The following is a 15,205-nucleotide window of genomic DNA, read 5'->3' on the forward strand; positions in this document are numbered from 1 at the left end:
TGATATACATCTACATGCAAAAAGTTAGCACCGAAAGCATAAGCTATAATTGGATAATAATTACTTTCTAAGTATATCATAAAAAAGCCATCTCTCTAATATGAGAATGGCCTATATCTTTAGTTCCATCCATTATAATTTGCTTAGTCTGCTAGTAACTCTAATATAAACGATTTTAAATCGACAATACGTAAGTATTGTGGTCTTTGATCTGACCCACTAATAATAAGTGGTACAAGCGACACTTCTTGATCAAGAGAACCGTGCCCACCTCCGCCTGTATGTGTTGGTGAACTATTGCCAGAGAATTCATAACCTGATTTTGCAGTCACAACTAAATAATTACCAGGGTGTGAGTGTAATGCACCAGACAATCGTTGCAATCCATCAGGATACTTACCATATTCTATTGACTGTTTATCCATTTTCAAATCTAATACATCTGGATCCCCTTCTACCGTCCATTTTTGATGGTAAAAATCGTGTAGCTTCCCATTAGCCTGAAATCTTAGCTCTTTGGTAGAGCTTGATTGAATAACGTATATCCAATCATTTTCCTTCCATGAAATGATATCAACACGGGGATCAGCTCTTAGTAAATTGGCTATACCTCTTAACTTATCCATTTGTAATGAATAGACATATGCCATTGTTTCGTTGACTGCAAGGACGATTTGAGTGTCATCCTTCACTGCTTCGTCTGGCTTTAACACATTATAGTCATTGAAAAAGGAAGTCAGCTCGATTGTTGGTTCATCTTCAGCAGGTTTAATCTGACTCATACCACTGTCGCCAGAAATAATAAAAATAGCCTTATCAAGAGCTTCTTCCGCTGATCCAAAGCTTTCTAATACGGAGGCGATTTGACGATCTAGATCTTTGAGTCCTTCCAGATCAGTTGGACCATTTTTATGAAGTTTTTGATCTAAATCAGGTAAATAAACAAAAGAGAAATCAGGCAATTTATTTTCTCTTATTAAATAATTGATATTTAATATGGAATAGTCATTGTTTAATCCTATACGATCTGTTATCCCATCAGGGAGTAGTTCTTTATCTTTTAGCGGATCGGATAACGCACCTAAAGTTAAGTAATCGGGTCCTTGTACAGTCATTGATCTTGGCAAGGAAGTGGCGACGTCAACAAGTGGAGGTATCGTTAAAGCATGATCGATATTACCGCGATAAATTAAACCGTTAATGCTGCTTGATTTCAAGCCTAATGCATGTAAATCTTCATGAATGGTTGGTAACTGTCGGTTTAAGTGAGCACCATTTAAATTCAGCAGAATGTTTTCTAATACGGAGTCTACTCCAAGCCTAATAGACTCAATGGGCCCCGTTCCGTAATTAATAAGTCTCTTTTCGTTTGTAGAATACCATGTTAAGCCAGGAACACGATGTTCGTCTGGATACGCCCCTGTAAAAAGTGAGCTATCAATGGTAACGGACATCGTAGGGAATGAACTAACCATATCCTTATAATATTGACCATGTTCAATTAAATATTTCATGGTGGGAAGGATGTCTTGCTGAATTCCTCTATCTATGGATTGAGCCATTAAAGAGTCGACAAGTAGATAAATAACTTTTTTCTTCTGATTACTTTGAATTGATTTTACCTGTAGTAGATCTTGTTCTTTATCATTATTTTTTTGAGCGGAGCAGCCTATTGTCATGATCAATAGAGAAATGGTTAGCATGAACAGCGTAATTTTTTTACTCATAGTCATATTAATCCTCCTAATAGATACTATTGCATGCGTTAGGTTTTCCATTCCAGTATCTATTTATGCCCAGTATTTTCAATCATATCGCAATCCGTGAACGACAAAAAGACGGCATTTCTGCCGTCTTAAATATATTATTGGATGTATTCTTGTCCGATTTATGATACGATTTTATGTATACCAAAAGAGGAAGTGAATACGATTGATCCAGATTACTGTACCAACGCCTGATGTTACCATTACGAAACAAGAAAATCCAGAGCTTAGCCATATTTATGGGTTTACCGATTTCCATCTTATTTCGCGCGATCAAGGCGGCATTTTCATGTTCTACAACGAGCAGGATGAGCTATTGTTCGTTGGAAAGGCACGTAAGCTACGCCCTCGCATCAAGAAGCATTTCGAAGACTCGGTATCCGTTATGAAAGAGAAACGCGACGAGGTGTTCAAAATCGAGGTTTGCTTGGTAGAGGATGCCGTTGAACGGGAAATCTATGAGACATTCATTATCAATCGCCGTAGAGCGAGATATAATATGGATAAAGTATATTACAAATAAGGGAAAAGAAGACGCGCAGGGATTAAGAGTACCTCCTCAATCCCTATTTCTGATAAGTTTCTATCTCTTATGAACTTAATTCATTACAATAAAAAAGTCGCCATCTGGCGACTTTTTATTGTATATGTTCTTTTCCCGTACATCATTCTAGATAGACCCTTCAGATGAAGCTCTAACTAAATGTGTTCCACTTAAAAACCAAAAGTATATTGTTTCGGTACAGTCGTTTCAATTCTTAGTTGCTTCGCAGCTTCTAATGACCAGTATGGATTTCTCAGCATACCTCTTCCTACAGCTACAAGATCAGCATCCTCGTTTCCAACGATAGAATTAGCTAGCATCGGATCATCTAGTCTACCAACTGCGATAACTGGAACTTGTAGCGCTTCTTTGATTTGTCTAGCTAATGGTACTTGGTAAGCTACATGTGTACCTGGTCTTCCCCACGCAGCGATTTGGCCTTCTCCTCCGGACGAAACATCAAACATGTCAACACCAGCATCTTGATATACTCGAGAAAATTGGATACTTTCCTCAATACCATAGCCACCATCTACATATTCCTTTGCAGAGATTCGCATAATTAGAGGCATATCTTCAGGCATTTCTGATTTAACTGCTTCGATAATTTCTTTACCAAATTTAGTTAAATCTTTCCCGTATTCATCATCTCTTTTATTGGTAAGAGGAGAATGGAATTGATGGATCAGATAACCATGTGCACCGTGAATTTCAATCGTATCAAATCCAGCTTCAACAGCTCTTCTCGTTGCACTACGGAATTTCTCTACCATTCCTTTTACTTCTTCGGTTGAAAGTGCTCTTGGTGTTTTGGAATTTTCATCGAAAGGAATTGCAGAAGGAGCTACAGGAACAATAGCATCTTCAGCTTTACGTCCAGCATGAGCGATCTGAATTCCTACTTTAGCACCGTATGCGTGACATGCATCCACAATTCTTTTTAGCGGAAGAATTTGCTCATCAGACCATAATCCAAGATCATAATCAGAGATTCGGCCATCAGGTTCAACATCAGTCATTTCAATTATAATCATACCTGTCCCACCAATAGCTCGACTCACATAATGCAAATAATGCCATTCCGTTGCGATCCCGTCTTTTTTATCGACCGAATATTGGCACATAGGTGGCATAATAATACGGTTCTTCAACTCCATGCCTTTATACTTGTATGGGGTAAATAGATTGATCATCGTAAAAACTCCTTTAAATTCATAATTACATGCTTGCGCATGCATTTATAGTAACACAATGAATTTTTATTTGTCAAATTAGAAAAGCAACGCGGAATCTCCACCGCGTTGCTTTTCTAATTTGCAATGACTTATTCTGTACTTTGAAATTGTTGAATTAATGTTTGGAGTTCTTTTTGGATTCCCTCTTGTAATTGAATTTCTTTGAAAATTTCGTTAACAGTAACTAATGCCATTTTACATTTATCCTCGCCTAACTCTGTTAACCGGGTATAAATACCTCTTCGATCATCTTCACAGATACTACGCTGCAGAGCACCACAATTGTTGGCTTCCATCCTGCCCACCAGTCTTGAGATTGCACTCTGGCTTAACCCTATCATTTCTTGTAATTGCTGCAGCCTTAATTTTTTTTCACTAGTTTGAGATAGAAAATAAAGAACATAAAATTCTTTTAATGATAAGCTATATTTCTCTTGTAAAACAGTTTCTAATTTATTATTAATGCTTGTTTGGATGTCTGTGAGAGACAACCAATTATTTAAAAGTTTATTATTATGCATCAAGTATTCACCTGTTCTGTTATATAATATTTAGTCGATTAGTCGATCATCTTGAACTTTCGATATTTTGTTCAGAAATAGTATAACCTTTATTGTGTGGCGAAACCAGCGTTTTTATTAAATAACACTCCTCTTCCAAAAGCGCTGTTTTGAAATCGCATTAATAAATACATTGGTGAATTGTGTCATATCATCCTCTATGACTACTCCAGGTTGTCCTGCAAAATGGTTTGTCTCCATCCAATTCTTTACCTCTGGATTTGCACCAATCGGTTTATAATGAGAAAATGCTTGATCAATAAAATTAGCAGCATTTTGATTGAATTTTTGGCTGTCATTGCTAGCTCTTACTAGATAAACGGAGTCAAATAGGACGGACTTTGCTGTTAAAAATGTATATTCTGCTTTTAATGCTATTTCATTGGTCCCTTCCACTACACCAATGTTTTCACTGATGACTTTGGGCATGATCCCTTCTGCTGTCAAACGGTTCAACACATATTTGAGATTCGGCCCGTTGAATCCATCTGTAACAATGACAGCGACTGTAAGTGTTTTTGGACTATCTATCGTATTTTCCATACTGAGTGCTGGCGAAGATTGTGTGACATTTGAACCGCCTGATGTTGGAGGATTTGCACCTATAATATGGGTGAAGGAATTAACTAATTCTAGACTTACGTTCGCAAACATATCGACAACCTGCTGTTTGACAGATTGACTCCTAACATTAGAAAGCTCAAAGCTGAATGCATCAACGATATGTTTTTTCTCAGTTGGGCTCATACTATTCCGAAATAAAGTTGCTTGAGAAAAATGATCCTTAAAGCTTTCGCTTCTAGCACGGATTTTTTTGCCTTCCACTTTTTCTTGATAGGTTTCATATCCACCTTCAGCTGGGCTGGCAGGTCTAGGGGTATTTCCTGCTAATGAATTTCGATGGTAACTTACTCTTCCCAAATTAATCGTTTGACGATGATATCCTTCACGTTGATTATTATGGAAAGGTACAACCGGTCTATTGATTGGAATTTCATGAAAATTAGGTCCGCCTAGACGGATTAACTGTGTATCGAGATAAGAAAATAATCGACCTTGTAGTAATGGATCATTCGTAAAATCGATTCCTGGGACAACATTACCTAGATGGAAAGCAACTTGCTCAGTTTCTGCGAAAAAGTTATCTACATTACGATTTAATGTCATCTTTCCTATAATTCTAACAGGGACTATTTCCTCTGGCCATAGTTTTGTCGCATCCAAAATATCGACGCCAAGGTTAAATTCATCCTGCTCATCAAGAATTTGAACCCCTAATTCGTACTCAGGATAGAATCCGTTCTCAATGGCATGCCACAAATCATTACGATGAAAATCAGGATCGATGCCTGCAAGAATATGAGACTCATCCCAAACAAGTGAATGTACCCCTAGTAAAGGCTTCCAATGGAATTTTACAAAGTGTGCCTTCCCTTGAGCATTGACAACTCTAAACGTATGTACACCGAATCCTTCCATCATTCGAAAGCTTCTTGGGATCGCTCGATCAGACATAATCCACATAATCATATGGGCAGATTCCTGGTTGTTCGCTACGAAATCCCAGAAGGTATCATGCGCAGTTGATGCTTGTGGAATATCATTATTAGGCTCTGGTTTAAATGCGTGAACAAGATCTGGGAACTTAATCGCATCTTGAATAAAAAATACCGGAATATTATTGCCAACTAAGTCGTAATTTCCTTCATCAGTATAAAATTTCGTTGCAAAACCTCTCGCATCTCGAACGGAATCAGACGAGCCTCGAGCTCCGTTCACTGTAGAAAATCGAACAAATACAGGTGTTTTTGCAGATGTATCTTGTAAAAATTTTGCTCTAGTAAAATCCTTCATGTCCTCGTATAACTCGAACACTCCATGTGCAGCAAAACCACGTGCATGAACAACTCTTTCTGGTATACGTTCATGATCAAAATGCGTTAATTTCTCACGAAAATGAAAATCTTCCATTAATGTAGGGCCACGATCACCAGCTTTTAACGAAAATTCATCTTCAGATACCTTTAATCCCTGGTTAGTAGTAAGGAACGTGCCTTCATCATCGACTCGAAATGGTTCTAGCTGTTCACTTTTACTATTTTCATTGACATCACGCTCATCATCCATAAGTTACCCCTCCTATCGATAAAACTTATGAATATATCCAAGGGAATATACTAGAACGACAAAAAAGACCACAAATCATAATGGGAAATGTGGTCTTTAGATATGCAATACATAATCATAAGTTCGGATTTCTTGTTAGAATATCTTGTTTAGAGTACTTCACTTCACTTATTAACTTATTATAGTTTTTAAAGAAATTTTGAATTTTAATCAATTCATCTTCATTTAAGGTTCTATTATTTACTAATATGGTATTATCCAATTCAGAAAAATATTGAACTATATAAACCTCATCCAACTTTACAAAAGAAGGCTCAATAAAGGGAGGGTTAAACCGCATAATTTGCTCATTTGAATCATACAAAAGTTATTTCTCTTTTCCTAGTACTGATGATACGTTTAATAGTTTAATTATACCAGTTGTATCATCAGCTTCAATCACTAAGAATGGACGTTTATATGAACATTCATTACCGTTTGCAAAGTAACCTTTAAAGCGTAATCCACTTCCTGCTTTAATTAGCATCAACACACCACAATACTAGCGTCATCATTAATATATAATGTATACGCTGAGTCCTCTCCACAAAAAGATTCAAGTTCTTCAATGATTGCGTCGGTTAATGTAATTTCATTAGGATCATAATAAAAAGTAATTCCGTTAATTATCTCTGTAGTTTTCGAATTGTTCTTAACGGAATCATGAGCATCTAAAACTTTTTTAATACCCTCTAAATCATATCTTTCTACTTCTTCATATGAAATTTGACTTAGTGATTTATCATGAAAATCAGGTCGAACTTCTGACCGATTATAAGCATTTTCCCATCCCTTGTGTAAATGATTAAGTTCTGAAAGTTCTGATGCATCTGTACTTCCAAAAACATCTTTTACAACATTTAATGTGTAAAGAACATTATCATCCAAATCAAATTCTGAATGTTTCGCTTCAGCAATTAACTCATGATGTCTATCTCTATATTCTAGTCTCACAGCCTCTATTACTGAACCATTTTTATAGTTATAGATAGGATCGTCAAAGAGTAATTTCCCGAATTTAGCTAAATGAATTAACTGTGAAAAGTATAAAAGTTTTTGGAGCTTCATGTTTCCATCAATACTATTTCTTGGGTTATCAAGATCATTACTGATGAACCATTTAGCCAAAAGCAAAGCTTTTTTCATTACCAAACACCTCCATAAATAATACGAACAATCGTTCTATTATTGTTAATTATATTATGCCACATTGTTTCCCATAAGTATACTCACAAGCCATATATCATACCATCAACGAAGTCTGCGTTTTAGCTACTTAACTGGTTGCATTAAAGCTATTTGGCAATAATGTTATGCATTTTCCCATTCTCCCTCTTCGTTTTGATTGAAAATATATTCTCTGTTCCAATCTTTTAAGTTCTCGTCCTCACCACTATATTCTTCTTTGATCTCCAAACTTTTCGGTTAAAGCTTCCTCTGCTTGATTGTAATCCATTTTTGAAAGGCTCTCTCTTAAAGCTACATCAAAGATAAGTTTTTCTTCATAATTAATACAACATAATATTACTGTTATATGGGAAATAGGAAATATTAAAGACATATAGACATCCACGGCAAGTATCTACCAATGACATCTATCAATTATTGACGTTAGTTGATAATGATAGAAATAGGTAATCCACTTAGTTCCTGCAAGGGGACGTGTACATATAATGCAAATGAATACACAAGTCAATCAAAGATGGAGGATGAAAACAATGTGTCGCGAGTCAAAGTAATATAACTACTAGCGAGGTAAAAAAGCATTAATGACTAGAGAGAAAGAGATGAATTCTATGCGAATAGAGGTTGAAGTTAATGCACAATGCTATGATAGCCCTTACCATTATTACCTTTTTGTGTACGATATGTTTTATTTTCTGGCGCCCCAACGTGAATGAGGCAATACCAGCAACTATTGGTGCTATCTTCGTTCTACTTAGCGGTAGCGTTTCGTTAACTGATTTAGGAGTAATAACCGAAACGATAGGTGGTGCAGCCGTAACCATCATGGCAACGATTGTCATGGCCATCGTAATCGAAAGCTTTGGTTTCTTTCATTGGGCTGCTGAGAAGCTGTTAGTAAAAGCAAAAGGTTCAGGTATCCGATTATTTTGGTACACCAACCTTCTTTGTTTTCTAATGACGCTCTTCGTTAACAATGATGGTAGTATTTTAATTACAACACCGATTTTATTGATGCTACTTCATAATATAGGACTTAAAAACCATCAGAAAATCCCTTATTTATTGTCGGGTGCTTTAATTGCAACGGCTTCAAGTGCACCAATCGGAGTTAGCAATATTGTTAACTTGATTGCGTTGAAAATTGTTGACATGGATCTTTACATGCACACAGCGATGATGTTCGTTCCCGCCACTCTAGGGCTTGTCCTCCTTTCACTCTTGCTATATGCCTACTTTTACCGCGTAATTCCGCGTAAAATACCGGAAGCTAGGAGATTCTCGAATTATGCTTTCGAAAAAGGATATCATCCCTTAAAAGAAGATACACCTCTTATTCCGAAAGAGAAACAAACCAAATTTATGATTAATATATTAATCTTTGTATTTCTAGTAAGGGTGAGTCTTTTCGTAGCTTCTTACATCAACTTTCCAGTTCCTGTAATGGCAGTTATCGGTTCTATCTTTTTACTAACTTGGCGTTGGATTTATTTGAAAATCCCTCCTACTGATATGTTGAAGAAAACCCCTTGGTATATCCTTCTCTTTGCCTTCAGTATGTATGTCATTATTTATGGGTTGCATAATATCGGCTTAACAGAGCTACTCATAAGTTTCTTTCAACCGATAATATCTGGAGATTTACTTCATGCGAGTGTCATGATGGGGATTCTCGTATCCTTTCTTTCCAATTTATTCAATAATCATCCTGCTTTAATGGTAGGCACCCTTACGTTAACGAACATGGATCTTGATCCCCTTACTCTAAAAATTTCCTACTTAGCTAGTGTAATTGGTAGTGACATCGGTTCGCTTCTTTTGCCAATCGGAACACTTGCTACGTTGATGTGGATGCACATTCTCAAGAAAGCTAAAGTGAAAATAAGTTGGGGGGAGTATTTGAAAGTTACTTCAATCGTTATTCCGATCACAGTAATTTTCACATTAGTCATTTTGTCATACTGGGTATCATGGTTATTTTGATGATGATAATTAAACTAGGAGGTTTTAGATATGAATGCTCTTCATCAATTTATTAATCAACAAGTGGAAGTAGAGATCTCCGGAAATATCTTTTATACAGGAACATTAATCGACATTGGTACTGACTTAATTGTGCTCTTTTCTGAATATCGATTCTTTTATATTCCTTTAGTCCATGTACAAAATATTAAAGGTTCAACATCTAGTAATGAAGCAGACAATCCTCCTGAAGTTCCTATTGATAATCAAACAGACAACCTTTCTTTTCGGAAAATATTACAACATGCAAAAGGTAGTTTTGTAGAGATTTATATTGGAGGAAATAAATCTATCCATGGCTATTTAACTAGTATTATGAATGACTACTTCGTATTCTACTCTCCTATCTATAAAGCTGTGTTCGTTTCCATGAATCATCTGAAATGGTTGATTCCTTATAGTAACAATGTCACGCCATATTCTCTGAATAATCAACCCCTGCCTCTTGTTAATATCACTTTATCGCGAACATTTGCCGAGCAGTGTAAAAAACTTGAAGGAAGTTTAGTAGTTTTTGATTTCGGAGATAACCCCAATAAAATAGGCTTACTTCAGAAGGCAGACGGCCAAATTATGGAGCTTATTAAGGCTGATGGAAAGATACAATGTTGGAATATCCATCACTTAAAAACAGTTTATAAGCCATGATAGAGTACAGCTACCAAATATAGAGTATAAAAAAACGACCTTCAAAAGCAGAAGGTCGTCTAAATAGCCTCTTCCAACTATTTCAATGGACGCAGGCTGTTTAGTTTGGCTTATTAGTAGTATACTTACGAAACGTTTTGGCATTTCAAGCTACGATAGACATTGCTGAACATACTCATAATTACTACGACAGATAAAGTAGTTATGGGGAAATTAGTCAAAAAAAATCCGCACCTGAGTCAAGGTGCAGATCAGTTTGCTTTTTGTGACCATAGTTGACTATTCACTACTTTAGTTTTGTAATATTTAGATGATACTAAGCAACATTCCTCCTGCAGCGCCTGTAATAACTATGATCCAAGGAGGAAGCTTCCAAAATACTAGCATAATAAATAAAATAACTGCAAGAGCAAAATCACTAGGTTCTATAATAGCAGTAGTCCATAACGGGTCATACAGTGAGGCTAGTAATATACCAACTACAGCTGCATTAATCCCTACCAAAGCTCCCTTGATTTTCGGGTTAGTCCTTAGAGTGTTCCAAAAAGGCAGGGCACCCGCAACAAGAAGAAATGCTGGCAAAAATATAGCAGATGTTGCAATCAATGCTCCAGATATGCCTCCAGCCATCGTGCCGAGATAACTTGCAAAAGTAAATAATGGTCCTGGAACAGCCTGAGTAGCACCATATCCTGCAAGAAAATCTGCCTGGCTTACCCATTCATTAGCAATGACTTCGCTTTCTAGAAGCGGTAATACAACATGCCCACCACCAAAGACCAAAGAACCTGTACGGTAAAAGCTGTCGAACATCGCAAGCCATTCGATCCCTCCCCACTGACTTAAAAGTGGCAGTGCAATAAGCAGAATGAAAAATAAGGATAGACAGACGATTGCCACAGAACGGCTTAATGTAATATGTGAATTATTCACAATATGTTCTTCCTTGTTGCGATAATAAGATAGCCCGATAAGGCCTGCAACTACAATGATCAGTACTTGACTAAATGCTGTCTGCCAATATAACGTAACTACTGCAGCGATCACTGCAGTAGTTACTCTCTCACGGTCAGGGGTAAGTTTTTGCCCCATCCCAAGAACTGCCTGAGCAACGATTGCGACAGCTACAATCTTCAATCCATGTATCCAACCTGAGCTTCCTATATCATAGCCTTGTAGTAAGTAAGCAAAGAGCACTAAAGCAATGATCGAGGGTAATGTAAAGCCTAACCAAGCGACAAAACCGCCCAATAATCCTGCTCTTAAGATTCCTATACCTATTCCGACTTGACTACTAGCTGGTCCCGGCAGAAACTGACAAAGCGCAACGAGATCCGCATAACTTTGTTCATCCATCCATTTCCGACGACGTATGTACTCATTATGGAAATATCCCAAATGTGCAATTGGCCCTCCAAAAGAGGTGAATCCGAGTTTTGTTGATACGCTAAAAACTTCAATTAGTGTAGAAAGCTTGCCTCTCTTTTCGCCTTGGATCACTACTTTTTGCTGCATACCCATGCTGACTTTTAGCTCCTTTTATCCATCACTAAGCTTGCTAGAGTGAAAATTGCCAACTCTGTAAAGTGACATTGTAAGATGCTTACATTGTAAGCTTACCGTAGATAAAGATATAGCCACTTTACAGAAACTTAATATGTTAACGAGAGCATTTGAAATAGTAGAAAAGACCACCGCGAGGTGGTCTTTGGCGATTCGGAATATATGTATAACACATTATAAGTATAATAAGCTTACCCAATCGTTTGTCTATTCCAGCTTAATATTAATATTATTGAGATGCAGCTGCTTCATTTGATTTTCTGCTTTTTGTTCATCCCCATCATAAATGACCTGACCTCGATAAACCAGTTCACCTTTTGACAAATCAATCGCTACAACGGTTGGTGTTTCCATGGTTCGATCAAATATATATAAATAATTACCTTCTAGATTCTTTGCATGTGTAATGTCCGCTAAACCTAGCTCCTCAGCTGTAAAAGTTATGTACTGTGGCTTGAATTCCTTTGTGTCTAATGCATACCGTGATACGATAATTTGCTCCTTATCGTACTCAATATAAGTGAATACATTGTCATTTAATTGACTTAACGAATTATTATTAGGCTCGAGTGGTAATTGAAACATTTCTTCTGTTCGATAAGAATAGCCATAATAGGAGGTTTGTGAAGGGGTATCCTGATTCTGTTCACTTTCTTCCAAATTCTCTGTTTTTACCTCAGTAAGCACAATATAATCACTAGGAACAGTTAGAGAAGCATCGGCAATTGCTGATACTTGTACTTGCATCGCCTGCATATTATGTTCATCGACTATTTGTGGCTCTCCTACAATTAATTGGTCAAAGCTATCAAGTGATCCAAGCTGCAAATCAATAATGTAATGATAGAGATAAGACTTGTCATTTCTTACTTTTTCATCTGCAATAATGTTGATACGATCATCTACAAGCTGGACATCACGAATGGAGAAAAAATCTCTGCTATTTAATTGATAATCATACTCCTGAACAAGCTCTGTTTTTTTATTAAATGTAGTTACATACAAATTGACATTAAATAATCCATTACTTCCTTGCCTATTTTCTGAATCGACATAAATGATCCACTCATCATCTACGTACAAACCTACAGTGTTAGATTTACCCCTCATAAATCCTTTATAGTTTTCAACAAGTTCATTAATGCCAGCATGACTGAAATGCCAAACCCGATCATTTAGAATCTGCTGTCGGAATGAACTGTTTTCAATACTATATTGAGTCCCCTTATCATTGACGGATAAACGTGAGGAGTACACACCCAAATAATAATCACCAGACAACTCTATATTAGTTGCTGCTTGTTCGTCTCCTGCTACGGTAACTAGCTTATAATCTGGCAAATGATTGACTGCTCCATATAAATAACTAAAGCCTAGGCCACCAATCGCAAATATTGCTAGAATGATTGAAAATAAATAACGTCGCAATGAACTCCCCCCTTTATACTGTAATCTTTCTATTGATAAGGTAACGCCCTATCAATACATTAGCCAGTAATACAATAATGCAGCAGCAAAGCTGGATAACAAAAAGCTCGTTAGGATAAAATAAGGAAATTATTTCATCATCAAACGCTGCGATGACATGTGGTAATAATATAATGACGCTGCAAATTACAATATAGGTAGCAGCGTACAGCAAACCTATTTTGCGAAAGCTTCGTTCTAACAAAATAGCAGTAAAGATCGTTAACATAATAATCGTGCCTAATCCATAGGAGATAATAAATTGCTCAAATTGATGCGGTAAAATTATAAGGAAATTTCGAATGGTCATATAATGCTCGGTGAAGTAGGAAGCCTTGATGATATGTGAGGGGACAATGCTGTAAAAGAGTAGCTTTTGAATCCAAAACAAAATAATTTGAAACGACAATAAGCTAAAAATAAATGTGAGTATCGCTGTAGCTTTCGCTAAATAAATATGAAATCTTGCCGTTGGCAGCATTAGCAAACGATAGATAAAGGTTGACCGACCGAACCAATCTCGATACCAGATTACAAATATATAAGCACCAATGATCACGATACTAATTAATATGGAAAGCTGGAACCAAAACTGACCGTTTGCTAAAATTAATGAAAATGAGATGAATTCATAATCATTGCGAATATAACTATTGTCTACTGCCCTGATTGTTAATGCATCATTAGTATAATAAATAACCGACCCTATTTCCAAAACAGCTGTTAGAGCCATCAACGCTAATAAAATATAACGGAAGCGAACAATTTCAAAATGAACAAGCTTCAAGTAATGCATCAAGATTGGTATACCTCCCTCATGACATCGGTAACTGATTTACTATGTGAGCTGCGCATTTCCTCACAATCAAAGGCTTGATTAATAACGCCATTTTTAAGCAGCACAGCTTTATCTATTAAATATTCCATCTCCTGAATTTCATGGGTTGTAATTAATACACCACGATCCTCAATCAATTCACTAGAAAATACCTCAGCAATTTGTTCGCGCGCTAGTAAATCAATACCTGAAAACGGCTCGTCCATAATGATATAATCTGTTGCCTGACTTAAGCCTAGTAATAAATTATATTTTGCAGCGGTTCCCTTGGATAGATTACCAATACGATCTGCTGCATTCAGCTTGAAAAAGGATAGTAGCTCCACAGCTCGCTTCATATTCCAGTTGCTATAAAACTGCTCCATCCACTGTATTCCTGCATCCATGGTCATTCCTAAAGGCATCGTAAGATGATCTGGAACAAAAGTAACCTTCTCATAGCTTTCTTTCGTGAATGGAGCACCGTCTATTAAGATACTTCCACTTTGTACAGGAGTTAGGCCCATAATTGCCTTTAGAATCGTAGATTTCCCTGCTCCATTCAAACCAATTAGGCAAGTAATCTTACCTTTCTCAGCAGTGAATGATATTCCGTCTAGTACCGTTTTTCTAAAGTAACGTTTTCGAAGATCGACAACTTCGATACTGCTTTTATTAATTGGCATCTCTTTACTGATCCTCCTTTCGCAAATGCGTATACTTACGACTTACTAGCTCCAACAGTTCATCTAGCGGTACATTAATGTTTTGCACAGATAATAAAAATAGGTCAACAGATTCAGTAAGCAGTTCAGTCCGAATAGAACGCAATATCTGTTCATCGCTTGTCATTCGACTTGGTGAATTTCCTTCTGTTACAATCAACCTCTGTTCCTCCATTTCCTTATATGCACGTTGAGCGGTATTTGGATTTATCTTTAATAATGCACCTAATTCTCTTCTTGATGGAATGATTTGACCTGCTTGAAGCTTTCCCATTGCAATCAGCTCCTTAAAATGCCGAATAACCTGTAAATAGAGCGGATCACGATGATTAAAGATAAGCCCAGTCCATTCGCTATCATATTTCATACGGTAACCTCGCATTCATAATGAAGTGTATGTATTAAGTGATTCATACACTTTTAATGTATTATGCGCTTAATACACAATTAAGTCAATAGTTTACATTTATGTATTAAATGTCTTTTCTAAAAACAAAAAAATAAGCC

The 15,205-nt window shown here is 36.7% G+C and carries 15 protein-coding genes; 3 read left to right on the top strand and 12 right to left on the bottom strand.

The window, feature by feature from the left end; all coding sequences use genetic code 11:
- Positions 1–143 precede the first annotated feature (143 nt).
- Complete coding sequence (locus AC1TPB_RS12125; protein ID WP_482076723.1) at positions 144–1,733, bottom strand: alkaline phosphatase family protein; 1,590 nt, start codon at positions 1,731–1,733, stop codon at positions 144–146.
- Positions 1,734–1,932: 199 nt separating this feature from the next.
- On the opposite strand from AC1TPB_RS12125, the gene AC1TPB_RS12130 reads away from it, so the two are divergent.
- The gene (locus tag AC1TPB_RS12130; RefSeq protein ID WP_482076724.1) at positions 1,933–2,289 is read left to right on the top strand and encodes a nucleotide excision repair endonuclease; all 357 of its coding nucleotides are present in this window, start codon (positions 1,933–1,935) and stop codon (positions 2,287–2,289) included.
- Between the two features lie 191 nt (positions 2,290–2,480).
- Here the strand turns inward: AC1TPB_RS12130 and AC1TPB_RS12135 are convergent, their stop codons facing one another.
- From AC1TPB_RS12135 to AC1TPB_RS12160, 6 genes are all read right to left on the bottom strand, one after another.
- Complete coding sequence (locus AC1TPB_RS12135) at positions 2,481–3,503, bottom strand: NADH:flavin oxidoreductase/NADH oxidase (RefSeq protein ID WP_482076725.1); 1,023 nt, start codon at positions 3,501–3,503, stop codon at positions 2,481–2,483.
- Positions 3,504–3,634: 131 nt separating this feature from the next.
- Positions 3,635–4,066, bottom strand: coding sequence for a MarR family winged helix-turn-helix transcriptional regulator (locus AC1TPB_RS12140; RefSeq protein WP_482076726.1), 432 nt, complete (start codon positions 4,064–4,066; stop codon positions 3,635–3,637).
- A 117-nt stretch (positions 4,067–4,183) separates the two neighbouring features.
- The gene (locus AC1TPB_RS12145) at positions 4,184–6,232 is read right to left on the bottom strand and encodes a catalase (RefSeq protein WP_482076727.1); all 2,049 of its coding nucleotides are present in this window, start codon (positions 6,230–6,232) and stop codon (positions 4,184–4,186) included.
- A 367-nt stretch (positions 6,233–6,599) separates the two neighbouring features.
- The gene (locus AC1TPB_RS12150) at positions 6,600–6,761 is read right to left on the bottom strand and encodes a hypothetical protein (RefSeq protein ID WP_482076728.1); all 162 of its coding nucleotides are present in this window, start codon (positions 6,759–6,761) and stop codon (positions 6,600–6,602) included.
- Positions 6,758–7,417, bottom strand: a complete 660-nt coding sequence (locus AC1TPB_RS12155; protein WP_482076729.1) for a Panacea domain-containing protein — start codon at positions 7,415–7,417, stop codon at positions 6,758–6,760. Before AC1TPB_RS12155 ends, AC1TPB_RS12150 begins: the two co-directional genes overlap by 4 nt.
- A 247-nt stretch (positions 7,418–7,664) precedes the next feature.
- A complete protein-coding gene (locus AC1TPB_RS12160) occupies positions 7,665–7,832 on the bottom strand; it encodes a hypothetical protein (protein WP_482076730.1) in 168 nt (55 codons plus the stop codon).
- Positions 7,833–8,089: 257 nt separating this feature from the next.
- On the opposite strand from AC1TPB_RS12160, the gene AC1TPB_RS12165 reads away from it, so the two are divergent.
- The gene (locus tag AC1TPB_RS12165; protein ID WP_482076731.1) at positions 8,090–9,439 is read left to right on the top strand and encodes an arsenic transporter; all 1,350 of its coding nucleotides are present in this window, start codon (positions 8,090–8,092) and stop codon (positions 9,437–9,439) included.
- Positions 9,440–9,469: 30 nt separating this feature from the next.
- Positions 9,470–10,126: a DUF2642 domain-containing protein gene (locus AC1TPB_RS12170; protein WP_482076732.1), complete on the top strand. Its 657-nt coding sequence runs from the start codon at positions 9,470–9,472 to the stop codon at positions 10,124–10,126.
- Between the two features lie 306 nt (positions 10,127–10,432).
- Here AC1TPB_RS12170 and AC1TPB_RS12175 read toward each other — a convergent pair whose 3' ends face one another.
- The 5 genes from AC1TPB_RS12175 to AC1TPB_RS12195 form a co-directional block, all read right to left on the bottom strand.
- The gene (locus tag AC1TPB_RS12175) at positions 10,433–11,647 is read right to left on the bottom strand and encodes a chromate transporter (protein ID WP_482076733.1); all 1,215 of its coding nucleotides are present in this window, start codon (positions 11,645–11,647) and stop codon (positions 10,433–10,435) included.
- Positions 11,648–11,896: 249 nt separating this feature from the next.
- Complete coding sequence (locus tag AC1TPB_RS12180) at positions 11,897–13,117, bottom strand: hypothetical protein (protein ID WP_482076734.1); 1,221 nt, start codon at positions 13,115–13,117, stop codon at positions 11,897–11,899.
- A gap of 13 nt (positions 13,118–13,130) precedes the next feature.
- Positions 13,131–13,955 (bottom strand): hypothetical protein, encoded by an 825-nt coding sequence (locus AC1TPB_RS12185; protein ID WP_482076735.1) that lies wholly within the window; start codon positions 13,953–13,955, stop codon positions 13,131–13,133.
- Positions 13,952–14,659, bottom strand: a complete 708-nt coding sequence (locus tag AC1TPB_RS12190; protein WP_482076736.1) for an ATP-binding cassette domain-containing protein — start codon at positions 14,657–14,659, stop codon at positions 13,952–13,954. The genes AC1TPB_RS12185 and AC1TPB_RS12190 overlap by 4 nt, the downstream gene beginning before the upstream one ends.
- 4 nt (positions 14,660–14,663) lie before the next feature.
- On the bottom strand, positions 14,664–15,065 hold the full coding sequence (locus tag AC1TPB_RS12195; RefSeq protein ID WP_482076737.1) for a GntR family transcriptional regulator: 402 nt from the start codon (positions 15,063–15,065) through the stop codon (positions 14,664–14,666).
- Positions 15,066–15,205 lie beyond the last annotated feature (140 nt).

The organism is Paenibacillus sp. Y951 (assembly GCF_056786395.1).

What these genes read in the sequence shown, in the direction of transcription:
- AC1TPB_RS12145 (WP_482076727.1), bottom strand. Translation starts at nt 6,232, where the DNA reads ATGGATGATGAGCGTGATGTCAATGAAAATAGTAAAAGTGAACAGCTA.
- AC1TPB_RS12155 (WP_482076729.1), bottom strand. Translation starts at nt 7,417, where the DNA reads ATGAAAAAAGCTTTGCTTTTGGCTAAATGGTTCATCAGTAATGATCTT.
- AC1TPB_RS12175 (WP_482076733.1), bottom strand. Translation starts at nt 11,647, where the DNA reads ATGGGTATGCAGCAAAAAGTAGTGATCCAAGGCGAAAAGAGAGGCAAG.
- AC1TPB_RS12195 (WP_482076737.1), bottom strand. Translation starts at nt 15,065, where the DNA reads ATGAAATATGATAGCGAATGGACTGGGCTTATCTTTAATCATCGTGAT.
- AC1TPB_RS12125 (WP_482076723.1), bottom strand. Translation starts at nt 1,733, where the DNA reads ATGACTATGAGTAAAAAAATTACGCTGTTCATGCTAACCATTTCTCTA.
- AC1TPB_RS12135 (WP_482076725.1), bottom strand. Translation starts at nt 3,503, where the DNA reads ATGATCAATCTATTTACCCCATACAAGTATAAAGGCATGGAGTTGAAG.
- AC1TPB_RS12190 (WP_482076736.1), bottom strand. Translation starts at nt 14,659, where the DNA reads ATGCCAATTAATAAAAGCAGTATCGAAGTTGTCGATCTTCGAAAACGT.
- AC1TPB_RS12170 (WP_482076732.1), top strand. Translation starts at nt 9,470, where the DNA reads ATGAATGCTCTTCATCAATTTATTAATCAACAAGTGGAAGTAGAGATC.
- AC1TPB_RS12165 (WP_482076731.1), top strand. Translation starts at nt 8,090, where the DNA reads ATGCACAATGCTATGATAGCCCTTACCATTATTACCTTTTTGTGTACG.
- AC1TPB_RS12160 (WP_482076730.1), bottom strand. Translation starts at nt 7,832, where the DNA reads ATGTCTTTAATATTTCCTATTTCCCATATAACAGTAATATTATGTTGT.
- AC1TPB_RS12140 (WP_482076726.1), bottom strand. Translation starts at nt 4,066, where the DNA reads ATGCATAATAATAAACTTTTAAATAATTGGTTGTCTCTCACAGACATC.